The organism is Microbacterium terrisoli, assembly GCF_030866805.1.
Lineage (GTDB): Bacteria > Actinomycetota > Actinomycetes > Actinomycetales > Microbacteriaceae > Microbacterium > Microbacterium terrisoli.
Window position 1 is genome coordinate 2,000,204 of the sequence record NZ_CP133019.1, and the last position, 25,625, is coordinate 2,025,828.

Consider the following 25,625-nt stretch of genomic DNA (forward strand, 5'->3'; position numbering starts at 1 on the left):
AGGGGCTCACACCGTAGAGTCGAGGCCGTGCGCAACGGCGAGACGAGGCTGACCACGCCCGACCGGAGCGTCCGCGTGCACGATGACGCGGACCTCCGGTTGCCGCGACCTCCCGGCGTGTTCCGCCGGTTCTGGTCTCGGCATCCGCTGTTCAGCGACCTGCTCATCGCATTCTTCGCCCTCTTGCTCTCACTGGGCTCGGCCACAGCCACCCGCACCTACACCGGTGAGGGCTCTGGTCTCGCACCGGGCCAGATCGTCGGCACGATCGCCGTCGGTGTGCTGATCCTCGCCGCGTGCGGCTCTCTCCTGCTGCGCAGGCGCATGCCGCTGCTGCCGTTCACGATCGCCGTCGCACTGCAGGCGGTCACTGCCGACCCGGCCGGCCACACCGCCGGCGCGACAGCCGGCGTGACACTTCTGGTCGCCACCTACTCACTGGCGGTGTACCGGTCGACTCGGCTGTGCGCCATCGCTGCAGCCATCGCCACTGTGCTGGCTGCAGCCGGCGCGGCGCTGCTCGCACTGGTCGCCGACCCGACGCCGGCCTACGTGCTCGGCGCGGCCGGGGCCACGGCCGTCAACACCGGGCTGACCGTCCTGGTGGCCGCCCTGGTCGGCGCGAACGTCGGCAATCGACGCAGATATCTGCAGGCCGTGCTGGATCGGTCCCGTCAACTGCTGGTCGAACGCGACCAGCAGGCAGAGCTTGCCGCCGCCGCCGAGCGCGAGCGCATCGCGCGTGAGATGCACGACATCGTCTCGCACTCTCTGACCGTGATCGTCGCCCTCGCCGAGGGGGCGAACGCGACGGCCGACCACGGCCGGGCCCACGTCGCCATGCAGGCGGCTGCCACGACCGCCCGCACGGCTCTGACCGAGATGCGCGCGATGCTCGGAGTGCTGCGCGAGGGCGGCCCGTCCGCACCCCTGGCCCCGGCCGAGGCGGTCGCGCCGACAGACCTGGTGGCTGCGGCGCAGGGGGCGGGGTTCCCGGTGACGCTGACGACCGCCGGCCCGCCCGTGCAGCAGCCGTCGGTTCGGTACGCCGTGGGCCGCATCGTGCAAGAAGCGCTGACCAACTCCATGCGCCACGCGCCGGAGGCCACCCGCATCCAGGTGCGCGTGGAAACGCACGACGATCACGTGCGGGTCACGGTCGCCAACGACGGCGTCACACACACGTCCGGCGGTGCGGGATCGGGAGGCTTCGGCCTCCGGGGCCTTCTCGAGCGCGCCCGCCACGTCGGTGGGACCCTCACGTCGGGACCGGACGGCGAGGGATGCTGGCTGCTGCAGGCCGAGCTCCCTCTGACCGCCGAGGGACCTGCCGCGAACCCGGTCGACGATCACACCGGCCCCGACGGTGACAGTGACGAGAACTCCCCCACCGTTTCGGAGGAACCTGCATGAGCGACGGCATCCGCATCCTTCTCGTCGATGACCAGGAGCTGATCCGGCTCGGCTACCGGCTGGTGCTCGAAGCCGAAGCCGACATGCAGGTCGTCGGCGAAGCCGCCGACGGTGCCGAGGCGGTGCGCGCCGCCGTCGAACTGCAGCCCGATGTCGTTCTCATGGATGTGCGCATGCCCGTGATGGACGGCATCGCCGCCACCGCGCAGATCATCGAGCGGGCGCCCGCCGCGCACATCCTGGTGCTCACCACGTTCGATCTGGACGAATACGCCTTCGGTGCGCTCGAGGCCGGAGCCAGCGGGTTCCTGCTCAAAGACGCGACCCGTGACCAGCTGACCCGCGCCGTACGTGCCGTGCACCGCGGCGACGCGATGCTGGCCCCGCGCGCGACCCGGCTGCTCATCGACACCTTCGCGGCAGGTCCCGAGCGCCGGTCACCCCAGCCCCTGCCGCAGCTCACCGACCGCGAACACGATGTCTTCGTCGCCGTCGGACGGGGCCTGACCAATGCCGAGATCGCGGCGTCGCTGTTCCTGAGCGAATCGACCGTGAAGACGCACATCGGCCGGATCCTCACCAAGCTCGACGCACGCGACCGCGTGCAGCTGGTGATCCTCGCCCACCGCGCCGGGCTGGTCGACTGATCCCGCGAGCACTCAGGCCGCGGCGAGCCGTGCCTCGTTAGGATCAGAGCGATGCCCAATCTCATCGGAATCCTGACTGCGGCCGCCGCCGCCGACAAGCCCACCTTCTGGGATGAGGTGCTGAACAACCTCATCACCGTGGGCTTGCGACTCGCCGGGGCGATCGGCATCGTCGTGGGCGCTGTCGTCGTCGCGTGGCTGCTGCGCATCCTCATCCGCCGGATCGTCACCCGCATCGTCAACGGCGCCAAGAACAAGGCCCAGGTGGTCGACACGCAGGCGATCGAACGATCTCCCCTGGCAGCCGTTCGGGTCGTGCAGCGCACGCGCACGCTGGGCACGATCCTCAGCAACATCGTCAATGTGCTCATCGGCGTGATCGCGATCATCCTGATCGTGAATCTGCTGTTCCCCGGCATCCTCGGCTCGTTCGCACTGCTGACCGCCGCGCTGGGCGCCGGCCTCGGCTTCGGTGCGCAGAACATCGTCAAAGACGTCCTGAACGGCATCTTCATCGTCGCCGAAGACCAGATCGGCATCGGCGACGTCGTGGATCTGGGGCTTGCCACCGGAGTCGTCGAGTACGTGAGCGTGCGTGTGACGCATGTACGCGACGTCAACGGCACGCTCTGGTACGTGCGCAACGGCGAAGTCACCCGCATCGGCAACATGGCCAAAGGCTGGTCGCGCGTGATCATCGACGTCACCGTACCCGCCGACGCCGACGTCGCCGCCGTCGAGAAGCACATGCTCGACGTCGCCACGGGCCTTGCCAACGACCGGGCCTGGCGCAGCCGGATCACGGGCTACCCCGAGCTGTGGGGCCTGCAGACGCTCACCGACGAGACTCTCGTGCTGCGCGTCGTCTTGAAGACCCGCACGCACGCGAAGGACGACGTGGCCGGCGAGCTGCGCATGAGACTCAAAGACGAGCTGGGCAAGGCCGGGCTCTCGCTGAACGGACTCGTCTCGGTGGTGCTCACGGGCGCCGAGGGCGCTCAGCGGGTGCGCGGTGCGCATCCGCCGATCACCAAGCCCCAGCCCGTCGTGTGGAAGCCGAAGAAGACCGGCAAGAAGCGCAGCGCCGCGAAGGCACCCAAGCCGGCAGAGCACACCGAGCCGGCCGACGCACCCGAAGCATCCGAGCCGCCCGAGGCACCCGAGGAGAAGCCATGACCGACGCCCACCCGCTGACCCTCTTCGATGAGATCGGCGGTTACGAGACGTTCGCCAAGATCGTGCACGAGTTCTATCGCGGCGTGCGCACCGACCCGGTGCTCTCGCCGATGTACCCGCAGGAGGATTTCGACGGCGCCGAAGAACGGCTGACCATGTTCCTCGTGCAGTACTGGGGCGGTCCGAACACCTACAGCCAGAAGCGGGGCCACCCGCGGCTGATCCTGCGGCACCGCGCGTTCCACGTGAACCCCGAGGCCCGTGACCGATGGCTGGCCCACATGCGCCACGCCATGGATGTCGTCCAACTCGCCCCCATCCACGAGGCCACGCTCTGGGACTACCTGCACCGTTCCGCGTTCGCGCTGGTGAACACGTTCGATCCGACACCCCAGAACACGCCGCCGACACCTGCTGCGGACGCACCCCGCGCCGCATCCGCCCCCGAGGCCGCGCCCACTGCTGAGGCCACGTCGTGAGTGCCGGGGCGGACACTGCCCATTCAGCCGATCTGCTCGTGGTCGGCTGGGGCCTGTCGGGGCTGGTGGCCGCCTCAGAGGCGGCCGCTGCCGGCAAGCAGGTCGTGATCGTCGACCAGGAGCCGCGCACGAACCTCGGCGGCCAGGCGTGGTGGTCCTTCGGCGGGCTGTTCTTCATCGACTCGCCCGAACAGCGCCGCTTCGGCATCCACGACTCTCTGGAGCTGGCCCGTCAGGACTGGTTCGCCACGGCAGGTTTCGACCGGGACGAGGATGCCTGGCCCCGCCGCTGGGCGGAGGCCTACCTGCACTTCGCCCATCACGAGAAGCGGGCGTGGCTGCGGGAGAAGGGCGTGGGCTTCTTTCCCGTCGTCGGCTGGGCCGAACGCGGCGGATACACCGCGACCGGCCCCGGCAACTCGGTCCCCCGCTTCCACATCACGTGGGGCACCGGGCCGGGACTGGTCGCGCCCTTCCAGGCCGCCGTGGAGCAGGCCGAGGCCGCCGGCCGCATCACGATCCTCCCCCGTCACCGCGTGACGACCCTCACTGCAACCGACGGCACGGTGACCGGCGCCGCCGGCGACATCCTGGCCCCGACCGCTGCGGCACGCGGCATCGCCACCACACGCGAGATCGTGGGGTCGTTCACCGTGGCAGCGTCTGCGACGATCGTCTCGTCGGGCGGCATCGGCGGCAACCACGAACTCGTGCGCCGCAACTGGCCGACACGGCTGGGCACGCCGCCCGAGCACATGATCACCGGTGTGCCGGCCTACGTCGACGGGTCGATGCAGACCGTGGCCGACGCCGCCGGAGCGCACCTGATCAACGGCGACCGGATGTGGCACTACGTCGAGGGGATTGAGAACTGGGATCCGGTGTGGCCGGGCCACGGCATCCGGATCCTTCCCGGCCCATCCTCGATCTGGCTCGATGCGACCGGACGCCGACTGCCGGTGCCGCTGTTCCCCGGCTACGACACCCTGGGCACCCTCGAGCACCTGCGCGCGACCGGACACGACCACTCGTGGTTCGTGCTGTCGCAGAAGATCGTCGAGAAGGAGTTCACGCTCTCAGGCAGCGAGCAGAACCCGGATCTGACCGGCAAGGACCTCCGGCTGCTGGTCAAGTCGCGCCTGGGCAAGGGAGCGGCCGGTCCTGTGCAGGCCTTCCTGGACAAGGGCGCCGACTTCGTCGTGCGCCAGAACCTCGACGACCTGATCGCAGGGATGCAGGCGCTGCCGGGCGGCGATGTGCTCGACCCGGCACAAGTGCGGCTCGAAGTGGAGGCCCGCGACCGCGAGATCGACAACGACTTCACGAAGGACGCCCAGATCGCGATGCTGCGCTCGGCGCGTGCATATCGCGGCGACAGGCTGATCCGCACCGCGACGCCGCACCGCATCCTCGACCCCGCCGCGGGCCCGCTGATCGCCGTCAAACTGCACGTGCTGACCCGCAAGTCACTCGGCGGCATCGAGACCGACCTGCAATCGCGCGCGCTGGGTGCCGACGGTCAGGTCGTGCCGGGTCTGTATGCGGCGGGAGAGTCTGCAGGGTTCGGCGGCGGAGGCGTGCACGGATACCGTGCACTGGAGGGCACGTTCGTGGGAGGATGCCTGTTCTCCGGCCGCGCGGCAGGACGGGCGGCCGCGGCCGCTGTGTGATCGGCGTCAGCCGACGCTCTCTCGGGCACCCGTCGCGCGGATCTCGGTCATCCCCGTGTGCAGCGGCCCACGCAGCAGGATGTGACCGCGACGCAGCGTGATGCGCGTCCACCGGCCCGACCCGCGCACATCGGCCGTCTCGCTGTGCTCGCCCAGAAATCCCAGCAGATGCGCGACGAAGGCGACCCCTCGCGGCAGCCCGTCCAGGTTCTCGTCGGGTTCGTTCCAGATCTTTCCGCGAACCTTCTGCACGATCGGGTCACCGGGGTCATCGGGCAGAGCGTGCGCGACCGCCGACATGCCCCATTGGGCGCGCTCGACCAGCGCTGTGCTGTCCAGTGTGCCGTGGAGCTCCCACGGGCCGCGCGGCACGTCCGCAGACGCCCACAGCGGCGGGGAGATCGCCGTCTCGGGCAGCATCACGGCGGCATCGTTGTCGAGGCTGACCATGAGCAGGGATGCTTCGACCACCACATCGCATTCGAGCTCGGGGTCGACGGGAAGGATGCGCATGCCCATGATCGTGGGGGTCGCATCCAGCAATCCTTGGCGCAGGAGCGGTGCGGCGCTGCTGATCAGCACGCCGTTCGCCGCGCGCAGATGCACGGCGCCGTCGCCGGCGCGGGCGGCACGGCGGGCGAAGGTGACCATGTCGGCTGCGGCGCGGGCATCCGGGAACAAGAGGCGCTGAGGCATCGGTTCTAAGCTAGTCGACGTGACCGACGCCACGCCCCTTCCCGCCGATCCCATCGATTCGCTGCTGGCGGTCCTCGATCTGACGGGCTCTGAAGCCCGAACGAGTGAGGACATCTTCGTCGGCCGCTCGCAGCCGATGCCGCTGGGCAGGGTCTACGGCGGTCAGGTGCTGGCCCAGTCGATCGTCGCCGCCGAGCGCACTGTCGGCACCGATCGCACCGCGCACTCGATGCACGGGTACTTTCTGCGCCCCGGTGATGCGTCGCAGCCGATCACGTTCTCGGTGGACCGCATCCATGACGGCCGCTCGTTCTCGACGCGCCGCACGCAGGCGTTCCAGAACGGCGTGCCGATCTTCTCGATGATCTCCTCGTTCGAGATCGATGCGCCGGGCCTGGACCACCAGACGCCGATGCCCGACGTGCCGGCGCCCGAAGAGCTGCCCGACGACATCGAGCGACTCGCGGCAATGCATCCGCATTCGCAGCGGTTGCTGACCGAGCGCCCCGTCGAGATGCGACACATCTCCCCGGCCATCTATGCCGAGGCCGCCGACGAACAGCTGCCGTCGCAGGCGGTGTGGATGCGCACGCCGCGACACCTGCCCGATGACCCCGCCATCCATCGCGCCGCGCTGGTGTATCTGACCGACATGTCGATCCAGGAATCGATCCTGCGTGCACACGGCATCTCGTGGGCCACGCCCGGTCTGAAGGTCGCCAGCCTCGATCACGCGATGTGGTGGCACCGCGACGGGCGCGTCGACGAATGGATGCTGTACGTCCAGGAGTCACCGAGCGCGCGGGGCGGCCGTGGCCTCGCGCAGGGCCGCATCTACTCCCGTGACGGGGTGCTCATCGCCTCGGTCGCGCAGGAGATCATGATTCGCGTGCCCGACGCCGACTGAGCCTGTCGCGGGCGCTCAGCGCCGGTGCGCGTACCGCACCGGGTCGCCCTGGTACGGCGCCCACGCTTCTCGTTCGAGCGCGTTCAGGCGCAGCGGACGACCGGAGGCGGCATCCACCTTCACGACCACAGTGGTCGCACGCGCGTAGACGACCTGCCGGCCACCGGATTCGACGCCGCCGTCGCTTCTCGGCGAGCACACCTCGTAGCAGACATCGAAGCTCGAGCCGCCGAGGTTGCCGAACCACATCTGCACGTCCAGCGGATGGCGCTGATACGGCACCGGGGCGAGGTACTCGATCTCCTGCCGTGACACGAGCGTGAGGACGCCGCTGCCCTGGCCGCCCTCGAGCACGGCAGAAGCGGGTGCGTCCTCCCCCGCAGCCGGCGTCCACAGGGCGCGCACGCGCGCCTCTTCGAGCAGCTTGAGCATCGCGGTGTTGTTGACGTGGTTGTACGCGTCCAGATCGCCCCAGCGCAGCTGGATCGGGATGTGCAGCCGCTGGCCGCCGCCTGCCGCAGCGGGGGTCGCCACGACCGGCGTCGCGTCAGTCACGGGTCAGCTTGCGGTACGTCGAACGGTGGGGCGCTGCGGCGTCGGGGCCGAGTCGATCGATCTTGTTCTTCTCGTACGCCTCGAAGTTGCCCTCGAACCAGTGCCACTTGTCGGGCTGTTCCTCCGTCCCTTCGTAGGCGAGGATGTGCGTGGCGATGCGGTCCAGGAACCACCGGTCGTGCGTGACGACCACGGCGCAACCCGGAAACTCCAGCAGCGCGTTCTCGAGAGACTGCAGGGTCTCGACGTCCAGGTCGTTGGTCGGCTCGTCCAGCAGCAGCAGGTTGCCGCCCTGTTTGAGGGTCAGCGCCAGGTTCAGCCGGTTGCGCTCGCCGCCCGAGAGCACGCCCGCCTTCTTCTGCTGGTCGGGCCCCTTGAAACCGAACTTGGACACATACGCGCGGGAGGGGATCTCGATCTTGCCGACGGTGATGAAGTCCAGTCCGTCGGAGACGACCTCCCACAGTGTCTTGTTGGGGTCGATGCCGCCACGCGACTGGTCGACGTAGCTGATCTGGACTGTTTCGCCGATCTTCAGCTGGCCGCCGTCCAGCTCTTCGAGGCCCACGATCGTCTTGAACAGCGTGGTCTTGCCGACCCCGTTGGGTCCGATGACGCCCACGATGCCGTTCGGCGGCAGGCTGAAGCTGAGTCCGTCGATGAGGGAGCGGCCGTCGAACCCCTTCTGCAGGTTCTTGGCCTCGATCACGACGCTGCCCAAGCGCGGCCCCGGGGGAATCTGGATCTCCTCGAAGTCCAGCTTGCGCGTGCGCTCCGCTTCGGCGGCCATCTCTTCGTAACGGGCCAGGCGTGCCTTCGACTTCGCCTGGCGCCCCTTCGCATTCGAGCGGACCCATTCGAGCTCGTCGGCCAGACGCTTGGCGAGCTTGGCGTCCTTCTTGCCCTGGACGTTCAGGCGCTCGGCCTTCTTCTCGAGGTACGTCGAATAGTTGCCCTCGTAGCCGATCAGTCGGCCGCGGTCGACCTCGGCGATCCACTCGGCCACGTGGTCGAGGAAGTACCGGTCGTGGGTGACGGCGATGACCGCGCCGGGATACTTCTGCAAATGCTGCTCGAGCCACTGCACGCTCTCGGCGTCCAGGTGGTTGGTCGGCTCGTCCAGCAGCAGCAGATCGGGCTTCTGCAGCAGCAGCCGCGCCAACGCCACGCGACGCTTCTCGCCACCGGAGAGGTTGGCCACCTGCGCGTCGCCGGGCGGCGTGCGCAGCGCATCCATCGCCTGTTCGAGCTGGGAGTCGAGGTCCCACGCGTCGGCAGCGTCGATCTCCTCCTGCAGCACGCCCATCTCGGCCAGCAGTGTGTCGAAGTCGGCATCGGGATCGCTCATCAGCGCCGAGATCTCGTTGAACCGGTCGAGCTTCGCCTTGATCGCGACGCCTTCCTGGATGTTCTCCAGCACGGTCTTGTTCTCGTCGAGCTCGGGCTCCTGCATGAGGATGCCCACCGAATAGCCGGGAGCGAGGGTCGCGTCGCCGTTCGAGGGCTGGTCGAGGCCTGCCATGATCTTCAGGATCGTCGACTTGCCGGCACCGTTCGGGCCGACCATGCCGATCTTCGCACCCGGCAGGAACGCCATCGTCACGTCGTCGAGGATCAGCTTGTCGCCGACCGCCTTGCGGGCACGGACCATCTGATAGATGTACTCAGCCAAAACGCTCTCCCTGGGTGATGTCGCCGGACGCGACGTCAGCGTCCCAGCCTACCCGGCCGACCCGGCGGGGTCCGTCCGGGCGTGCGCACTGCACCTGCTCGCAACGGCCGGCGCGCGCTCACCAGTCGATGGTCCTCGTCGTGCCCACGAGACACGCGCCGCCGGCAAGCCCCGGCAGCAGTGCCGTCACCGGTGACCCGGTCTCGGGGCCGACCTGGCCGATCAGGCACTGGCCGTCCTTCCACCGCACGGCGAACTGCAGGCTCTCGGCGGGGTTGCCGACCGTGGAGCGGTCCTCGGTCACCTGCATCGACTTCTTGTCGAACCCCGCCTTCACCAGCGCATCGATGTAGGCGCGACCGTGGACGCGATCCGACCCGCCCCACACGCGCTCGACGACGGCGCGGAACAGCGGCATGTTGTCCGCGGCCGTGCCGTCGGGCACGAGCACAGGTGTGGAGGCAGCCGTCGTGGGCGCCGTCGCAGAGTCTGCAGGGGCAGGCGCCGCGAGGGAAGATGAGGACGCCGGACCCGGGGCGGGCGCGGATGTGACTGCGCATCCCGCGATCGCGAGCACCGCCACCGCAAGAACGCCCGAGGCCACAAGCGCGCGGAACCCTCTTGCAGGGTTCGCGGTCGACAGCACGCCCCGAGTCTAAGCCAGACGCAACCACCGGCCCCCACCCCACACACCGTTCAGAACGGCGCGTCGGCGAGCTCCCGCACGCGAGGGTGCGCGGAGTCGCCGTCACCCGAGTCCGCACCGCCCTCCGACGCGCCCGCGTCCGGCGCAGCCTCGGCATCCGGCGCCATCGCGATCGATGCCGATTCCGGCGACGTCGCCTCTGCCGCCGCAGCGCCCGGCACCGCCGTCTCCCAGCCCGCCTCACCGGCATCGCGCTGTTGGCCCGAGCCGTCCGAGCCGGAGATGCTCCATGCGCCGGTTCCGGCCGTGCGGCGGTATTGCGTCGTGCCCCACAGGAGGTCATGCCCGATGCCGTCGGCGTCGATCTCGACGCTCAGCCCCTTGCCCTGGTCGTTCTCCCAGCGGCGCAGCTTGAGCCGCCCGGTGACGATGACGCGGTCACCCTTGTGCAGCGACGCGAACGCGTGCTCTCCGAGAGCGCGGAACGCCGACACCTGGTACCAGTTCGTTCCGGATTCGACCCAGCCGTTGCGATCCTTGTCGAAATGCCGCTGGCTGCTGGCCACGCGAAAAGACGTGACCGCCGTGCCGTTGCCCATCTGCCGTCGCTGCGGCTCTGCCGCGATGTTTCCCATGATCGTGATGTTGTCGCTCATCTCACTGCCCTTCCGCATCTGCGGAGCACCCGGTCGGTGGCTCCGGCGCCCCGTGCCCGGTGGACGCCGGAGCTGACTCCACCCTGACCGGGGGCGTTCGCGCCGGTGCGGCGTCCGAGTCGTTCTGGGGAGAATCCGCGCGCATCGCCCGCTGCGACGAAATGGGGAGGAGGCGGTGATGCGGCGGTGACGACGGCAGAAGGGGATGTCGGAGGTAGGACCTATCTTCGAATGCGGAGGTCATCATGCTCACATCGACGTCGATCATCGACACACCGAGACTGCGTCCAGGCATCCATGCGCGACTCGCCCGCATCGGCCCGGGCCGCTGGCGCGTCCTCGACGAGTCGGGCGTGATCATCGGACATATCGATGCCCGCCCGGAGCGTCAGGGCATCCGCTACCTCGCACGCCGATACCACCCCGCGTCGCGGGCGTTCCTCGAGCGCGGTGCCTTCTGGTCCGTCGAAGACGCGGTCGACTGCCTGTTGCGCTGACGCACGCCACGCGAGCGCGCCGTGGGCACGTCCACGCGGTCGGCTCAGTACGTCCCGTCCTAGTGCTGCTCGAATCGGGGCCAGTCGCTTCCGGCCGGCATCGCTGCATGCAGCGCGGCCTTGGCGACATCCATGGTGGGATAGGTGCCGACCGCCTCGTCCGCCCCGGCCATCGTCACGGAATACCCGTCCTCCGAACCCCGGATCATTCCTGCGACGCCGGCGGCACCGTGAGCCACCCACACTCCGCTTGTGCTCTCAGCCATCGTGAGCCCCCTCTCTGCCGCACTGCCGACGGTACGCCGGGCCGCAGGGCTGCGCCACCCCGACGCCACCCCGACGCCACTCCGGTTCCGTTCAGGCGTCCATCCCAGGTACCCTTGTCGGTGTCCTTCCCTCCGTAGCTCAGGGGACAGAGCGAGCGGTTTCTACCCGCCAGGTCGGGGGTTCGAATCCTCCCGGAGGGACCAATCGCACGCACCGCGCCATCACGCCGCGCGCAGGCCGTCGCAGGCGTTCATTAGGATGAATTCATGACGACAGCATCCGAGAACGATCGAATCGTGTGGGTCGACTGTGAGATGACCGGGCTCGACCTGGCGATCGACGAGCTCGTCGAGATCGCCGTGGTCGTCACGGATTTCACACTCAAACCTTTGGATGCCGGCTTTCAACTCGTCATCAAACCGACCGACGCCGCGTTGGCGCACATGAATGACTTCGTGACCAAGATGCACACGACGTCGGGACTCATCGACGAGATCCCGAACGGTGTGACGCTCGAAGAGGCCGAGGCACGCACCCTCGCCTACATCCGGCAGTTCGTGCCGCTGGCGGGCAAGGCACCGCTGGGCGGCAACACGATCGGCACCGACCGCATGTTCCTGGCCAAGTACATGCCGAACATCGATCAATGGCTGCATTATCGCAATGTCGACGTCTCCAGCGTGAAGGAGCTCGCCCGCCGCTGGTACCCGCGCGCCTACTTCAACGCACCGTCGAAGGACGGCGGGCACCGCGCCCTCGCCGACATCCTCGAGTCGATCCGCGAACTGCACTACTACCGTCGCGCGGTGTTCGTTTCCGAGCCCGGACCCAGCAGCGACGAGGCCAAGGCGGTCTCCGAGTCGGTCGTTTCGGAGTTCGCGGCAAACGTGTAATAGACTCGTGTGGTTGCCTGTTTCGGCAGGCGCATGGTGGGTATAGCTCAGTCGGTAGAGCACCTGGTTGTGGTCCAGGGGGTCGCGGGTTCAAGTCCCGTTACTCACCCAAATAACAACCGCGGAAACACGCGGCAGAACGGGGCATCGGCTCGAAACTGACACCTTGTGCCAACAAATCCGCCAACAAACGCGGTAAAATTAGGCATGGGGATAACGCACGAGTCGGTCAGAACACGCGGCACGCCGCTCGCTGAGCGCATAGCTCGCATCGGGTGGGACATAGATCCAGTGACCGGGTGCTGGAACTGGCGGGGACAGATCCACCGAGGCCGCGCAAAGTACAACACGGAACTGGGTAACCGAAACGTCGCACGTCTCCGCTGGGAGATCGAACGCGGACCTGTATCTCGTGACCTCGAGGTCTGCCACACTTGCCACAACGCGCGGTGCGTCAACGTAGACCATTGCTACGTGGGAACGCGAGCTCAGAACATGGCCGATGAGCGCGGTCGACGCCGAGGACCAGCAGTCCATCGTCGCAAGATCAAAGACCGACAGCAACTCGTGGACCGCTACCTCGCGGGCGGCATCACGCAACGAGAATTGGCCGAGATTTACGACGTGACGGAACATACCGTGTGGTCGATTCTGCGCGCCGCTCGGCGTGCGGCGTAGACGATCATGGCGAGTGTTCACCCCAGGGTTTCCAAGTCCACGGGAGTCGTCACCTGGCGGGTCATGTTCCGGGTCGGGACACGGCAACGTCAAGAGACGTTCCCGACCGACAAACCCGCGCACGAGTTCGCGAAACTCGTGGACCGTGTAGGCGGTGAAGCTGCACTGCGGGTGCTCGAAGCTCGACAAAACCCGGATGCCAACGACACGCCAACACTCCGCGCCTTCACCGCCCACTACCTCGACCCCGCATCAGGGCTGCTCACAGGTGTCACAGACGGCACCCGCCACGGATACGAACGCATCGCCGCACTCTCGTTCCTGAACGTCCTAGGCGACTACCCCGTCAACGCGATCGGCAAAGAGGACGTCGGACGGTGGATCGCATGGCAGGAGAAGCAACCCTCAGCCAGACGTGACGGCCCTGTGTCCGCGAAGACACTACGCAACTACCATGCGTTGCTCAGCGCCGTCCTGGCATCCGCAGTCGACCTGAAGCACATGGACAGCAACCCGGCCTACCGGACGCGCCTGAGCGAAGGTGTGCGCCGTGAAGGCGTGTTCCTGACAAGGGATGAGTTCGCCACCATCCTGCACTTCATCCCGCAACGATACGAGGGATTGTTCCTGTTCCTCGCCGGCACCGGCTGCAGATGGGGGGAAGCCACCGCACTCACGTGGGGGAATGTGGATCTCACCGCACATCCGCCCACGGCACGAATTGAGAAGGCATGGAAGAAGGGGCCGACCGGTAGGCCGGTCCTCGCACAGCCGAAGTCGAAACGGGGTCGACGGACGGTGAGTCTCAGCGCCGACGTCGTGGACGCCATGGGGACACCGCGCCCTGCAGACCAACTCGTGTTCCGTGGTCCGCTGTCCGGCACGCACTTGTGGTACGGGCCCACACGGTCGCGGGTGTGGGAACCTGCCGTGCAGAAAGCACAGGACGCGGCCCTGTGCGCGGAGGAAGGCCTCACCCCGATCCGCAAAACACCGCACATCCACGACCTGCGGCACTCTCACGCATCCTGGCTGATCGCACGCGGCGTCCCACTCCCCTACGTGCAAGCCAGGTTGGGTCACGAGTCCATCAACACCACCGTTGGCGTGTACGGTCACCTGCAGCCCGACGCGCATGTGCAGATGGCCGACATTGTGACCGAAGCGCTCGAGGGCGTGCGACCGCTGCGGCAGGTCACCACTTGACCTTAACCGCGCTTTTGGTCACGGTTCGATAACAGACTGTATAGGTCTAGACATTGACTCTCACACCCTGTATAGTCATATACATGAGCAGCACGGAGATCACCCGCACCGAGCAGGCCGACACGATCACCTACACGGTCACCATCGACGGCACGGACGCCTCGACCCTGGTCATCGATGCCGCCACTCGCAAGGTCGCGAACATCGAGACCCGCACCGCCTACCGGGGCGAGGGGCTGGCCCGCAGCCTGTGGGAACACGCGAACGCCGAAGCCGAGTGCTTCCACGCACTCGAGCACCACCGCACCGCCGAGGGGGACGCTTTCGCGCACGCTGTCGGCGGCTCCACCATCGACCCCGCAGACGACTACATCGACGTCTGCACGATCTGCACCGGAGAGTAACATGGAAGAGTACGAGCTGGACGCCTGGCTGGGTGACACCGAGGTCACCGATGAGCAGCGGGCGGCCCTGCACCGTGCATCCGATATGTGCGCGGCCCGGTATGGTGCCGACCTCGAGGACGACCGGACACTGGCTTTCAATGCTGCCGCGCAGGTCATCCTCGGCGACGACACCCTCGACGCTTACAGCGTCGCATACGCTCAGGCGCGACGCGCGGAGCGGGACGCGATGGCATCCCTCACGGGTGCGATCATCGCATCATCTGCGGACATGTCGGAAGTGGCGATCAGCACCTCCACCGGGATCACCCGGATGACCGTGCGGAAAGCGCTCGGGAAGTGACCCCGGTTGACGCGACCACCAGAACCACGAATAGCGCCCCCGCGACACCATGACGGTGTGCGGGGGCGCTACGTGCGTGCGGTCAGTCGAGCTCGGACGGATCGACCACGGGAACGGCCGGTGCCGCGTTCGGGATCGAGTACGTCGCGATCGCCGTAGCGATCACACCGACCAGACCCAGCCACGGCGACCACTCCACAGGGATCAGCGTCAGCCCTGCCGACAGGACCGCACCGACCACCGCCGCGATAGCCTTCGCGATCTCCTTGATTCTCTGCATCATTCCTCCTATAGGTTCGTGTCGTTCGTTCGTGCTCGTGAACGGGCTCACGTGTCGTCGTCCAACCACCCGGCCGGCGGTGGGGGCAACGGGACACCCGGCGCGTTGGTGGTGTGCGAGATGATGAGCCGTTGGATGTACAGCCAGCCCAACCGGTCACGCTGCTCGAGCTTCTCGATCCGCCGCTGCTGGGCGTCAGACTTCTTGTCGATCTGTCGCAGCCACCACAGGACGATGCCCGCGACGAGGGCGAGTACACCGGTGGCGACGGCGGCGAGGATAAGCGCCCATCCGGGCGGCACGTCACCCACGGGTCAGCTCACGTCAGCGGCGATCGACCCGGTTACCGCAGTGTCGACGGTGCCGGTCAGATCGACGGACAGGGAACCGTTCACCACGGTGCGCTGCACCGCGGTGAGACCGCGTTTGATCACCACCGCGTGGGCTTCGGTGATCTTCGGCCACGCCCCGGTATCCCACGCCTGAGCGATCGGGTTGTTGTAGTCCCCGCCGACACCGGAGTGTTCGACGCAGAACCCGGAGGACTCGTTGAACAGCATGTACACGGTCTTCTTGTCGCTCGCGCGCGTGTAGTACGCGCCCTTCAGTGCGGCCATGTCGTCGTCTTCTTCCTCCTGCACGGGGGCAGGTTTCTTCAGGGGTTCAGATTCGAGGCTTGCGGGGATCGCGCCCCTCGGGTCGAGCACGATGATGTGCCAGGGTTCGCGGTGGCCGGCCACGGCGGCACGGATGCCGTCGACCAGGAACCCCACCTTGCGGGCTTCGGCGAAGAACGCGGCCTCGCCGATCTCGGCCCAGTTGTCGACGTCGAACGCCATCGCGTCGACCTCGACACCGTTCGTGTAGACGGCGTCTTTCCACGTGCCGCCGTGCGACGAGAACCCGGGCACGGCGGCGCTGTTGCAGTTGCCTGCGGCGCACGCCTGGTTGCGTGCGAACGTCTGGTTCGCGAACGGCCGGTAGGCGTTCCACCCCGGGGTGATCCGCAACTTGACTTTGTACTTCGCGAGCACGTTGCGCTGCAGCGCGTGCCACATCGCCAGCCCCTTGGGTGATGTGTAGTGGTACGGTTCCCCGTCGATCTGAACGAGCGCGGACGTTGGGACCATGCCGTTCCGATATCTGGTCATGGATCCTCCAATGAGAAAGCCCCACCCAAACGGCGAGGCTCAAGGTAGATACGAGAGGTTCAGGATGCGGGCGCGAGGATGAACACTCGTCGGTGCTGCTCAGCACAGATCACACGGTCACCGACCGTCCACGTGGATACGCCGATCGGGGCGAACGGCAACGGGTCTGTGTCCCCGTCCATGCGGATCCGCAGCGGAGATGCCTGTGTGACGGTCGCGAGCTTGATCGTCGGGGTCCGGTCGAACCCCGCCCGCAGTTTCCCGATCTGGTCGAGGATGGGTCGCAGCACATCGGTCACGACAGAACCTCCCGCCACTCCGCACTGATGTCCGTATCGAACGTGAAGTCCATGCTCATGCGTTGGATCGTCGCGAACCGCCGCACACCGTCCTCCGGGGTGAAGCCGACCAGATCATTCGGGTTCAGGTCGAGCATCGCGTGCGTGACCTCAAGCCTCGACACGGGAGTCATGGCGTCCCGGAGCTTCTTCGCCGCGAGAGCGTCGATGATCGCTTGCGTCGCTGCCTCCACACCTTCCTCAGTCGCGCTGATCCACCTGTCGCCGCGCGCCTGGAATGAGTAGGGCGACTCAGGGTCCTCGTTCGTCGCGACACCGACCAGACCTTCCGCGTCCCCGTCGCCCACCGTTTTCAATGTGACCTTGTTCGGCACTGACGTGTTGTTCTGCTCACGCGACCAGTCCGGCATGTGCAGGGACTGCGCCCCGTGCTGGAAATCGAAAGCGACCGGCCTCGAGGCTGGGTCCGTGTACGGCTCCACCCGGAACTGTCCGGACCCGTCGCACCACAACGCCCAGTAACCCGCCGCCTGCAACAGGTCGTTGATGATCTGCAGCTTCGACGTGCCCGCCTCCCACGTCAACGCGGACGACAGCACCGCATCAGAGCTTGTGACGGCGATCCGGTCCTCGCCTGTCGACTGGAGCAGCGCGACTGCGGCGGGGATGATCGCGGTGACGGCGTCGAGCGAGAACCTCGCATCCACGGTGTCCTCACTGGGCACGGACATTTTCGTCAGCAGCCCCACCTCGTAGCCGAGGACGAACTTGGAGTGGCTCTCCTTCGGTGAGGTGAGCAGGTAGGTGCCCACCGGCCACGACACGTCGCCCCTGTTGTAGATGACCCGGACACGGTTCGACATCCAGTCGATATCCTGCCGAGCGTCCAGATTCAGCGACCCGGACCCGCCGAGCACATCCTGCGCGACGATCTCCGCACTACCACCGGTCACCCCATCCAGCATCCCGATGGGGCGGTCCTCGCTGTCCAGCAGCTCGAATCCCCAGGTGATCACGACTTGTCCGTCTCGACGAGGGTGAACGAGTACCCCCACATGCCAGTCGACCCGGCGACCCCTTGCCGGGGAAGCTGGATGTCACCGATCTGACCGTAGATGCGTCGACCGTCCGGGTCACGGAACAGGAACAGGTCCGTTTCGACCTGTGCGATCTCCGTCAGCTGTTCCACGTTCGCGGTGTCTTCACCATCGACCGGCCCGTCGAATGTCCGGCCCGACACCTCCACTTTCCGAGACAGGGCCTCACCTGTGAGTGCGACAGGCAACGCCCGGCCCGCGTACTGCTTCAGCGCACGTTCTCGGCCAGCCGTGACCTGCACCTGCGGATCCCAGGGAAGCCGGCCGGTGACGCCGAACTCGGGTCCCCCGGACAGCCACAATGCCTCAGAGTCGGCGTGCACGGTGATGATCGTGTCTGCCGTCGCGCCCTCAGCGGTGAAAGCCACCGCCCGATACAACGTGTCACCGTACGACAGGCACTCGAAATCCGGTAGGTTCGCTCCGTCACCGGACAGAGTGTCACCCAGCACCGACTCCCACGTGTCCCCACCGTCAACGGACCGGTCGATGGTGAACTCCACGGCACGCGTGTTGACCACCCGCAAACGGTCATCCTCTCCAAGAGACAGTTCGGCGTCGTCGGCGCCCTCGGAGATGTATGGGTGACCGTTGATGATCGTCAGGTTCGATACCACGCGGATACTCCCCAATCTGATAAGCACCGCACGGCGGTGCACTATTGTGGGCCGCGTGCTAAAGATGCGTCGGCCATGGATCGTGATCACATCGATAGCACTCGCTCTTGCGGTCGGCTCAGGCGCCTATGTGATCTACAAGGACATGCGCGCTTCAGAGGCCGCCGCCGCTACCGCTCAGGCATGCGTCGAAGTCACGACACTCAACGATCACCGCAGTGACTCACTGCCTGTCTCAGAAGGTGCACCCGTGGCAGTCGTCTTGGGTGATTCGTATGCTCAGGGCCAATCCCTGGATGAACCTCGCAGCGAATCCTGGCCTGCGCTTGTCGGCGAGGCTGAAGGATGGGAGACGTACGTCAACGCGGTCGGCGGCACTGGTCTGACCAGCGGAGGACCGTGCGGTGGCCAATCATTCCTATCTCGGGTTGATGATGTCAACGCGCTCGAACCCGGCGTTGTGATCATCCAGACAGGCCTGAACGACACCCCCGAAAAGACCGGGCCCGCCCTGACCGAGGTCGTGTCTGCTCTGAACGCTCCAGATCTGATTGTGATCGGTCCGGTGGGAGCGCCTGCATACGACCAGAATCAGATCAGAGCGGTTGATGCCGCACTTTCCGACGCGTCCAGAACGCTGGGCGTCCGTTACATCTCGATGCTCAGTCTCTCCCCCGAGTTTGGCCCCGACCATCGGCACATGACCGTGTCAGGTCATCACGCCTACGCGGAGTTCATCGAGTCGGTGTTCGACGGCTAACGGAAGACGTCGATGTCAATGGCTGCCGCAGCAGCCGCATGGCCGGCCGCGTTCGGATGCACACCCAGGCCATCCGTCGTGTACACCATCCCCACCTTCCACTTGCCCGAGTTGCGAGCGGTTTCGACGGTATCTGCGACCTCGAAGTACCCCGACAAGGGATGCCCCTGATCGCCCGCCACGATCGCACCGGACGTACCGGGGACCACACCGACACCGGCGACCATGGGTGCGCCGGCCCGAATCCAGTCGTTGATCTCGATGCGTTTCGGACTGTTGGAGTCGACACTCTGGTTCGCTTCCGTCGCCCAGTTGTCTGTGCTGGAAGTGCGGGGCATCATCGTCGTCTGATACACAGCAGTCGCGCCGATCGCACGATGGAAAGTCCACTCCGCGATGTAGTTCGCTTTCAACTGAGCGACCGTGTTTCCTGACACGTCGTTGACGCCGAACTCGCACAACGCGCCCGTTTCCCCGCCCAGCAGGATCCGTCGTCGATCCCGTCCATGCGTCATGCTCGCACCGATGACAGCCTGCATGGCGTACGGGATTTCGTTGTTCATCGCCCGGCGACCGAAACCAACGCCCGTAGCCTGCCCGTTGGTGTCGCCTACGCCAACGAGAACCGAATCCCCGTTCAGGCTGACGTACGGCGTCTGCCCTTCGTCCTCGGTGATGATCGCGCACGCGCCGTACCATGACAGGCCACCGGTCGGCGTGGGTCCGCCGGTCATCGTCTTATCCGTCTGCGACACGTTATTCGTCGCATCGCAGCCCTCACCCCACGCGGAGATCGTCGTCGACGGCGACCCCACATACGGAATGTGGAGGCTGTCGGATGCGGTCACGAATACCCGCTGCCAGAAGAACTTGTCGGAGGCGACATTGATCACCACCGGGTCGCTGACCACATACGCCCCAACCTCGATCGTCGCGTCACGCGAGCCACGGAAGAACACGGGCGATCGCACAGAGCCATTATCCACTGACGCCCGCACAACGATTGGAACCGCGTTCAGGTTCGTTTCCACCGCAAAATTGTTTCCGAATACCAATCGCATGAGTTGTGGCCCCGACTTGAACGTCTGGTGCCGTTTCACACTGTTTGCGCTCGGCACGGAGCCGAACTGACTTGTATAGTGGAATTGTTCATTTGCTGCGGGCACACCCCGAAGAAACGAACCCGCACGACGCGCCGCCACTGCCGTCTGGTCGCGCAGCGGCAGCACCGATCCGTCGATCGCGGCCGACAACTGCGTCCCTGTGAGCGGACCGGATGCCAGGAGCGACGCAACTTGAGCATCGCTCGCACCAGAAGCGACACCCGCGATGATCTTCGTCCCATCCGCACGTGTCCAATACAACTCCCCTGTGACAGGGTCGATCGTCGCGGACTGCAGCTCAGCCTCAGTCAGCAGGGGAATGCTCGCCATGTCTCAATCTCCAAACTCTGCGTACCAAACGCCGCCATCCAGCACGGCCACCCCGTACTGCTCACCCGCAACGACCAGAGCGACCCCGCCCTGGCTTTCGTCCCACACGCCCGTCAGAACCGGTTCCCCAGGCGGGTCGAAAACGACCGTGAACGTCTCGGTGCCCCACAGGGACCACACGTCACCCGTAGCGGCGCGTGCCCGTACAGTCCAATCGCCTTCAGTCAGCCGTGTCGACAGCTGCAGGGACGATGTATCGCCGGACCCGTTCCGGGACTCGACCGTCACACCATCACTGACACGGATCAGCTCAAGCTGCCACGCCGACTGCGGGCGAGACTGCGCCTGGAACCATGTCCACTCCACCGTCAGGACCGACGCATCCCACGTGTCCGCCGGCTGCACCACAGCCACACCAGGCCGGTCGATGACCGTCCCTGTGGCGATCGCCGACCAGTCGGAGAACGACGGGTCCGCGCCCTTCGTGCGAACCTGCCACTCCAACGCCCCCACAGGAACCGTCACCGCGGCAGACTGTGCTGTCGTGCCCGTCACCGTCGTCCACGCACCAGCGTCGAGCCGCCACTGCAACTCGAACGCCGACTGCGGGGACGAGTCCACCGGGTTATGCACCCACTGGAACACCACATCCTGATCGGACGGCAACACCGTCCCGTTCGGGACCAGACCAGAGGGCGGATTCGGCGGGGCGATCAGCTGCACCGTGTTCGACGCCGACGACCACACCCCAGCCAGGCCCGCGGCCGTCACACCACGCACCGTGTACGTGTGCGGGATACCAGGGTCCACCGCGACGTCAGTCCACGGCAACGACACACCCGACGCGACCGTCGCGGCACCGTCGCGCACATCGTACGACGTCGCATACGGTGGCGTGCCCGACGCGGACACCACGATGTCGCTGCCAGACCTCGCCGCCGCCACCCCAGTCGGCGCGGCAGGAGTCGTATCAATGAACGCAGTGCCGGACCATGACGACTGACCGCCCGCGGCCACACCCGCCACCCGATACTGAAAACGCCGATCCGCGTACGTCGTCTTATCCGTGTACGTGTACGCGTTCCCCGCTGCGACACCCACCTGCTGCCACTGGGACCACGACGGCCCCGTACCATACCGACGCTGAACCACCACACTCGTGTAGGTGTCGTTGCGGTTCCAGTTCAACGTCTGCTGCGCGTCCGAAACCCACGCCACCAACAGATTCGACGGTGCCGCAGGCGGCGGGATGACCACCGTCACCGACTTCGAGATCGTGCCCGACCCCGGCGACACATCGAAATCAACCGTCACAGACACGGACGCGGAACTCTGCGAGCCGACATTCTTCGACCTGGTCGCGATCGTCTTCGTCGAAATCGACCCACCCGCAGGGCCACTGAAATCCCAGGTCCCCGAATAGGTGGTCCCGTCGATGACGATCTTCCACGTCGCGTTACTAGAGAACGACGAGTAGCCGTACGAATCACGGCGCCACTTCGCCGCCACGGTGACCGTCGTCCCCGACACGGTCGCATCCATGATGATCTTGTACTGGCTGACACCAGACGCGGAGATCTCCCAAGACGTCATGACGGGTACACCTGCACGCCGGACTCATCCACGACCGACCCGCCCACACGATCAGCGGCCCGCTCCAGATACTCCCCGTACAGGTCGTCTCCCGCAACGACCATGCCTTCCGCGTCGAGCACACGAAACTTCGTGACAACACTCATGACGTCCCCCTCCACGATCAGACGACCGTCACTTCACGACCCACACGGCCGGTGACGTTCAACCGCTGCACCTTCGACGCGATCAGATCCGCACCGTCACGCCACGCGCCGGCAGTCACCGGGTACACACCGTTGAAGACTTGCCCTGCGGAAACCGGCGTCTCTTTCGGGTAACCCAGCCGCCACGCGACAAACCCCACCGCCCCCGGTACAAGCAACTGTTGTGGGACGGACGGGGCGACACGCGAATACACCCACTCGCATTCGACCGACTGCGTGGGCTCACTCTCCACGCCGGACGAGCCACGCCACCGCCGCAACGTCAACGACTCATATACGGGGTTGTCGTCGAACCGCCGCATCGAATACGTCACATCCGTGCCCGCCGCCAACTCACTCTCGGACGGGTTGAACACGTCGCTGATCGACGGCACCCACAACAGCAACCCCAAACCATCTGTGGTGAACGACTGGTCCCAGGTCATAGCATCCCCCGACTCAATGGCTACCGAACTGTGACGTGACACTCACAGCGGATGGCATCGCCGCGGAGATCCGACCATCAATGAGTGTCACAAACCCGTCAGGGTCCAACCGCATACGCCCCGTGATCACCGCTCCCTCCAACGAGGGTGCCGCGACGTTCACAACCGGCGCAGTCGTGTTCGACGCGTACCGGGGCTGCACGAACCCGCCGTTCGCGTACCCCCCACCGAAGTCGCCGCCCGCGTTCATCCACTCCAGCACCCGGCGGTTACCCGGCTTCTGCGCCTGCGCGGTACGGGTGATGAACTCGCCCGACGCGGCATAGATCAGGGTGTTGTCGGTGTGTGACGGAGTACCGGGGACAGGTCCGCCACCTGCACGCGACGTGGCAACCATCCGAGACACCGAGTTCTGCAGCGTCGAAATACCGTCCGCACGCACACGAATCGTGATCGTGCGCCCGTTCTGATGCCGGATGAACGTGTCCACAGCGGAAGACGCATGCGATGTGTCAGCCCAGATGAAGAGCTTCGTTTCCTTTAGCTTCAGGTTGTACTTCTTGATGACCTGCTCAATCGACATCGCACCAGAACCGAGCTTCTCGGCAATCTCATCTGCGCCCTTCTTGCCCAGTTGAGCTGCAGCCGCCGCAATGATCGGTTTCGCCTGATCCAGCGTCGTCGCGAACGTCCCCGTCGCCTGTTCTGAACGCTGCTTCGTCACACTGTCGAGCTTCGCCAACTCCGCATCCGACGCATTCACCAACTGAGCCACCAGCGGGGCACCCTTCGGCCCCAGCTTCGCCAACTCCGTCAGAGTGTCTTCCGACACCCGGCCGGCGAGCTTCGTCATGTTCGTCTGCCAGTTCGCCTGTGCAGCGACCTGACCCTGGAGTACCTTGATCCACTTGTCGATCGACACGGACGAACCGTCGTAGAAGTCCTCCCACGAGTCCTTGCCGCTCTTCGTGGCTTTCGCGGTCGACTCCGCAGTCTTCTTGTTCGCTTCCACAAGACCGTCGTACGCGCTTTGAATGTCGATGAACGCGGCCGACGAACCGGCAACCTGCTCGATCCATTTCTGCTGTGTCTTGACGGCCTCTTCGGTCATCTCATTGACGCCGCCGAGAGCCGCAGAATACCTGCTCGCCGCATGCCCCGCATCATCCTGTTTGGCTGCCGTATCCGCGGTGTTGTCTCCGAGGTCCTTGGTGGACTGCGCAGCATCCTTCTGCGCCTTCGCGTACTCGGGGAACATCGCCTTGAGCTTGTTCAGCGACTCCTTCGACCCGTCCGTCTTCGACGCCAGATACGTGAACGCTTCAGCCGCAGACTTCGTGTCGCCCTTCGCGACCATGCCAGCCATGGTCTTGTCGAGCTCTTCGAGGTTGTGTCGGAACTCTCCCGTCGAACCACCGATGAGTCGGCCTACGACGTTCCAGCCCTTCAACGTGTCTAGCAGGCCACTGGCCTGGTTATTCACGTCAGAGATCCAACCGAACGACGTAGCGTTCTTCAGCAGCGTGCTACCACTGAAACCCAGCGCGTCATCGATGGTCTTCTTCGTCCCGAGCTCACCGAACGAGTCATTGAGCCCGTCGAGAGTTTTCCTCGCACCGGTCGCCTCGAGCGTCACGTCTGCCAACTGGCCGCTCGCCGCCGCGAGACCCGCGATGAACCCGATGTACGGGAGTGCTCGCATCGCACTCGACACTTGACCGATCGCGGATGCAGCCAGCGGTGACTGAGTTTTCAGCGTCTCGAGCGCGACACGGAAAGCTACGATCTTCGGCACCGCAAGGACGGCGGTGCCACCCGCGAGCAGAATCGCGCCCGTCACTCCGGCGATTGCGGAAGCTGTGAGCTTCACCGGTTCCGGAAGTGCGATGAACGCCCGCATCACATCCGCAGTCCAGTTCAGCAGGTCAACGAGCGCTCCGCCACCGTTCTTGCCCACCAGTGGTTCGGCGAGCACGGACGAGAAGTCACGCCACGCGGCCTTCACCCGGTCCATCGCGCCTGAGAACGTCTGCTTCACATTCGCCGCGGCACCCGCGAACCGCTCCGCCATACCCTTCGTCAGAGCATCCAGCGCGTCGCTGGCAGACAATGACCCCGCCGTGATGTCCTGACGGATCTGCGCGCCCGTCTTACCCATCTGTGAACCGATGAGCGTGGCCGCGTCGATACCACGCTGCCCAAGCTGCATCAGATCAGTCGCAGTGATCTTCCCCGCAGCCTGAATCTGCGCAAGCACGAACGTGATCTCCGACAGCTGCTGAGAAGACCCACCAGTCGCCGCCACCGCGTTCTGCACGGCGTCGAGGGTCGGTATGACCTTCTTCGCCTCCATGCCGAAACCGATCAACTGCTGCTGAGCGGTGATGAACACCTGCTTGGAGAACGGGCTTGTCCGTGCGAACGCATCCAGCTTGTCCATCTGCGCGTTCGCGGCCTGCGCAGACCCCAGCAGAGTCTTCAACGCCGCACGGGTGGTCTGCTGCAGCGTGTTGTACTGGATGCCGGTTTTCAGTGCCGCCAGCCCGACTGCGGTGATCGCGCCACCGACACCGATAGCGACCTTCGCCACGGTCTCCATCGACTGCTTGCGGATCTGCGCGGATTTCGCCGCATCCTGCGCCGCGATCTTCTCAGCCTTCGACGCTTTCGACGTCTCAGACGCGAGCTGCTGCGTGGCCTGCTGTGCTTTCGAGATGTCTCCGACATACTTAGCGATCTCAGCCAGCAGCGTGACCTTGACTACACGATCTGCCACGAGACCACCTCCTGCTGGTAAAGTGCGGCCATGGCCAGCGAAACGACGCATCGCACCACGACACCGAAACGGGCTCTTGCGGCCGTCGTCGTTGCGGTCGCAGTCGCGGCGACGATTGTCTTGATCGTGATCGGAGCGCCGATCTTCGTGCTCATCCCAGTGCTTGCGCTCAGTGCGCTCGGC

At 65.9% G+C, this 25,625-nt stretch carries 31 protein-coding genes and 2 tRNA genes; 15 read left to right on the plus strand and 18 right to left on the minus strand.

Annotated elements, in window-relative coordinates:
• The first annotated feature begins 27 nt into the window (after positions 1-27).
• Genes QU603_RS08670 through QU603_RS08690 form a run of 5 tightly spaced genes read left to right on the plus strand, consistent with a single transcriptional unit; the run spans position 28 to position 5,385 of the window.
• On the plus strand, positions 28-1,413 hold the full coding sequence (locus tag QU603_RS08670) for a sensor histidine kinase (protein WP_308490990.1): 1,386 nt from the start codon (positions 28-30) through the stop codon (positions 1,411-1,413).
• Positions 1,410-2,060, plus strand: a complete 651-nt coding sequence (locus tag QU603_RS08675) for a response regulator transcription factor (RefSeq protein ID WP_308490991.1) — start codon at positions 1,410-1,412, stop codon at positions 2,058-2,060. Before QU603_RS08670 ends, QU603_RS08675 begins: the two co-directional genes overlap by 4 nt.
• A 51-nt stretch (positions 2,061-2,111) precedes the next feature.
• Entirely contained in the window at positions 2,112-3,236 is a 1,125-nt protein-coding gene (locus QU603_RS08680) for a mechanosensitive ion channel family protein (protein WP_308490992.1), read from the plus strand.
• Positions 3,233-3,715 carry a globin gene (locus QU603_RS08685; protein WP_308490993.1) on the plus strand — a complete coding sequence of 161 codons (483 nt, stop codon included), beginning with the start codon at positions 3,233-3,235 and terminating at the stop codon, positions 3,713-3,715. The genes QU603_RS08680 and QU603_RS08685 overlap by 4 nt, the downstream gene beginning before the upstream one ends.
• Positions 3,712-5,385: an FAD-binding dehydrogenase gene (locus QU603_RS08690; RefSeq protein WP_308490994.1), complete on the plus strand. Its 1,674-nt coding sequence runs from the start codon at positions 3,712-3,714 to the stop codon at positions 5,383-5,385. The genes QU603_RS08685 and QU603_RS08690 overlap by 4 nt, the downstream gene beginning before the upstream one ends.
• Before the next feature lie 6 nt (positions 5,386-5,391).
• Here the strand turns inward: QU603_RS08690 and QU603_RS08695 are convergent, their stop codons facing one another.
• Positions 5,392-6,081: a DUF8185 domain-containing protein gene (locus QU603_RS08695; RefSeq protein WP_308490995.1), complete on the minus strand. Its 690-nt coding sequence runs from the start codon at positions 6,079-6,081 to the stop codon at positions 5,392-5,394.
• 19 nt (positions 6,082-6,100) lie between these two features.
• Here QU603_RS08695 and QU603_RS08700 point away from each other — a divergent pair, with 19 nt between their 5' ends.
• A complete protein-coding gene (locus tag QU603_RS08700; protein ID WP_308490996.1) occupies positions 6,101-6,988 on the plus strand; it encodes an acyl-CoA thioesterase in 888 nt (295 codons plus the stop codon).
• Positions 6,989-7,003: 15 nt separating this feature from the next.
• Here the strand turns inward: QU603_RS08700 and QU603_RS08705 are convergent, their stop codons facing one another.
• The 4 genes from QU603_RS08705 to QU603_RS08720 all read right to left on the minus strand — a co-directional run bounded on the left by QU603_RS08705 (position 7,004) and on the right by QU603_RS08720 (position 10,517).
• Complete coding sequence (locus QU603_RS08705; protein ID WP_308490997.1) at positions 7,004-7,543, minus strand: acyl-CoA thioesterase; 540 nt, start codon at positions 7,541-7,543, stop codon at positions 7,004-7,006.
• Positions 7,536-9,215: an energy-dependent translational throttle protein EttA gene (ettA, locus tag QU603_RS08710; protein ID WP_308490998.1), complete on the minus strand. Its 1,680-nt coding sequence runs from the start codon at positions 9,213-9,215 to the stop codon at positions 7,536-7,538. Before ettA ends, QU603_RS08705 begins: the two co-directional genes overlap by 8 nt.
• 118 nt (positions 9,216-9,333) lie before the next feature.
• Positions 9,334-9,660, minus strand: a complete 327-nt coding sequence (locus tag QU603_RS08715) for a DUF6993 domain-containing protein (RefSeq protein ID WP_308490999.1) — start codon at positions 9,658-9,660, stop codon at positions 9,334-9,336.
• Between the two features lie 251 nt (positions 9,661-9,911).
• Positions 9,912-10,517, minus strand: coding sequence for a single-stranded DNA-binding protein (locus QU603_RS08720; protein WP_308491000.1), 606 nt, complete (start codon positions 10,515-10,517; stop codon positions 9,912-9,914).
• 245 nt (positions 10,518-10,762) lie between these two features.
• Here QU603_RS08720 and QU603_RS08725 point away from each other — a divergent pair, with 245 nt between their 5' ends.
• Positions 10,763-11,014: a hypothetical protein gene (locus QU603_RS08725; RefSeq protein ID WP_308491001.1), complete on the plus strand. Its 252-nt coding sequence runs from the start codon at positions 10,763-10,765 to the stop codon at positions 11,012-11,014.
• 59 nt (positions 11,015-11,073) lie between these two features.
• Here the strand turns inward: QU603_RS08725 and QU603_RS08730 are convergent, their stop codons facing one another.
• Entirely contained in the window at positions 11,074-11,280 is a 207-nt protein-coding gene (locus QU603_RS08730) for a methyltransferase (RefSeq protein WP_308491002.1), read from the minus strand.
• A gap of 128 nt (positions 11,281-11,408) precedes the next feature.
• On the opposite strand from QU603_RS08730, the gene QU603_RS08735 reads away from it, so the two are divergent.
• The 7 genes from QU603_RS08735 (at position 11,409) to QU603_RS08765 (ending at position 14,805) form a co-directional block, all read left to right on the plus strand.
• Positions 11,409-11,484, plus strand: a tRNA-Arg gene (locus tag QU603_RS08735).
• A 63-nt stretch (positions 11,485-11,547) separates the two neighbouring features.
• Positions 11,548-12,174 (plus strand): oligoribonuclease, encoded by a 627-nt coding sequence (gene orn, locus QU603_RS08740; protein WP_308491003.1) that lies wholly within the window; start codon positions 11,548-11,550, stop codon positions 12,172-12,174.
• A 36-nt stretch (positions 12,175-12,210) separates the two neighbouring features.
• A tRNA-His gene (locus tag QU603_RS08745) sits at positions 12,211-12,283 on the plus strand.
• A gap of 98 nt (positions 12,284-12,381) precedes the next feature.
• Complete coding sequence (locus tag QU603_RS16485; RefSeq protein ID WP_502572641.1) at positions 12,382-12,852, plus strand: HNH endonuclease; 471 nt, start codon at positions 12,382-12,384, stop codon at positions 12,850-12,852.
• A 171-nt stretch (positions 12,853-13,023) separates the two neighbouring features.
• Positions 13,024-14,058, plus strand: a complete 1,035-nt coding sequence (locus QU603_RS08755; protein ID WP_308491005.1) for a tyrosine-type recombinase/integrase — start codon at positions 13,024-13,026, stop codon at positions 14,056-14,058.
• Between the two features lie 83 nt (positions 14,059-14,141).
• Positions 14,142-14,462 (plus strand): hypothetical protein, encoded by a 321-nt coding sequence (locus tag QU603_RS08760; RefSeq protein ID WP_308491006.1) that lies wholly within the window; start codon positions 14,142-14,144, stop codon positions 14,460-14,462.
• Position 14,463: 1 nt separating this feature from the next.
• Positions 14,464-14,805 (plus strand): hypothetical protein, encoded by a 342-nt coding sequence (locus QU603_RS08765; RefSeq protein WP_308491007.1) that lies wholly within the window; start codon positions 14,464-14,466, stop codon positions 14,803-14,805.
• Between the two features lie 82 nt (positions 14,806-14,887).
• Here the strand turns inward: QU603_RS08765 and QU603_RS08770 are convergent, their stop codons facing one another.
• Genes QU603_RS08770 through QU603_RS08795 form a run of 6 tightly spaced genes read right to left on the minus strand, consistent with a single transcriptional unit; the run spans position 14,888 to position 18,339 of the window.
• A complete protein-coding gene (locus tag QU603_RS08770) occupies positions 14,888-15,085 on the minus strand; it encodes a hypothetical protein (RefSeq protein ID WP_308491008.1) in 198 nt (65 codons plus the stop codon).
• 47 nt (positions 15,086-15,132) lie between these two features.
• The gene (locus QU603_RS08775; protein ID WP_308491009.1) at positions 15,133-15,396 is read right to left on the minus strand and encodes a hypothetical protein; all 264 of its coding nucleotides are present in this window, start codon (positions 15,394-15,396) and stop codon (positions 15,133-15,135) included.
• A 3-nt stretch (positions 15,397-15,399) separates the two neighbouring features.
• A complete protein-coding gene (locus tag QU603_RS08780) occupies positions 15,400-16,236 on the minus strand; it encodes a M15 family metallopeptidase domain-containing protein (protein WP_308491010.1) in 837 nt (278 codons plus the stop codon).
• Positions 16,237-16,295: 59 nt separating this feature from the next.
• Positions 16,296-16,535, minus strand: a complete 240-nt coding sequence (locus QU603_RS08785) for a hypothetical protein (RefSeq protein WP_308491011.1) — start codon at positions 16,533-16,535, stop codon at positions 16,296-16,298.
• A complete protein-coding gene (locus QU603_RS08790) occupies positions 16,532-17,500 on the minus strand; it encodes a hypothetical protein (protein ID WP_308491012.1) in 969 nt (322 codons plus the stop codon). Before QU603_RS08790 ends, QU603_RS08785 begins: the two co-directional genes overlap by 4 nt.
• Before the next feature lie 47 nt (positions 17,501-17,547).
• Entirely contained in the window at positions 17,548-18,339 is a 792-nt protein-coding gene (locus QU603_RS08795; RefSeq protein ID WP_308491013.1) for a hypothetical protein, read from the minus strand.
• A 160-nt stretch (positions 18,340-18,499) separates the two neighbouring features.
• Between QU603_RS08795 and QU603_RS08800 the strand changes: the two genes are divergently transcribed.
• A complete protein-coding gene (locus tag QU603_RS08800) occupies positions 18,500-19,009 on the plus strand; it encodes an SGNH/GDSL hydrolase family protein (protein ID WP_308491014.1) in 510 nt (169 codons plus the stop codon).
• Here QU603_RS08800 and QU603_RS08805 read toward each other — a convergent pair.
• Genes QU603_RS08805 through QU603_RS08830 form a run of 6 tightly spaced genes read right to left on the minus strand, consistent with a single transcriptional unit; the run spans position 19,006 to position 25,597 of the window.
• On the minus strand, positions 19,006-20,442 hold the full coding sequence (locus tag QU603_RS08805) for an SGNH/GDSL hydrolase family protein (protein ID WP_308491015.1): 1,437 nt from the start codon (positions 20,440-20,442) through the stop codon (positions 19,006-19,008). The two genes, QU603_RS08800 and QU603_RS08805, sit on opposite strands and share 4 nt — an antisense overlap.
• A 3-nt stretch (positions 20,443-20,445) precedes the next feature.
• Positions 20,446-22,035, minus strand: a complete 1,590-nt coding sequence (locus tag QU603_RS08810; RefSeq protein ID WP_308491016.1) for a hypothetical protein — start codon at positions 22,033-22,035, stop codon at positions 20,446-20,448.
• The gene (locus QU603_RS08815; RefSeq protein WP_308491017.1) at positions 22,032-22,181 is read right to left on the minus strand and encodes a hypothetical protein; all 150 of its coding nucleotides are present in this window, start codon (positions 22,179-22,181) and stop codon (positions 22,032-22,034) included. The genes QU603_RS08810 and QU603_RS08815 overlap by 4 nt, the downstream gene beginning before the upstream one ends.
• A gap of 17 nt (positions 22,182-22,198) precedes the next feature.
• On the minus strand, positions 22,199-22,666 hold the full coding sequence (locus QU603_RS08820; RefSeq protein WP_308491018.1) for a phage tail tube protein: 468 nt from the start codon (positions 22,664-22,666) through the stop codon (positions 22,199-22,201).
• A 13-nt stretch (positions 22,667-22,679) separates the two neighbouring features.
• A complete protein-coding gene (locus QU603_RS08825; protein ID WP_308491019.1) occupies positions 22,680-25,442 on the minus strand; it encodes a tape measure protein in 2,763 nt (920 codons plus the stop codon).
• The gene (locus QU603_RS08830) at positions 25,427-25,597 is read right to left on the minus strand and encodes a hypothetical protein (RefSeq protein WP_308491020.1); all 171 of its coding nucleotides are present in this window, start codon (positions 25,595-25,597) and stop codon (positions 25,427-25,429) included. The genes QU603_RS08825 and QU603_RS08830 overlap by 16 nt, the downstream gene beginning before the upstream one ends.
• Between the last annotated feature and the right edge of the window lie 28 nt (positions 25,598-25,625).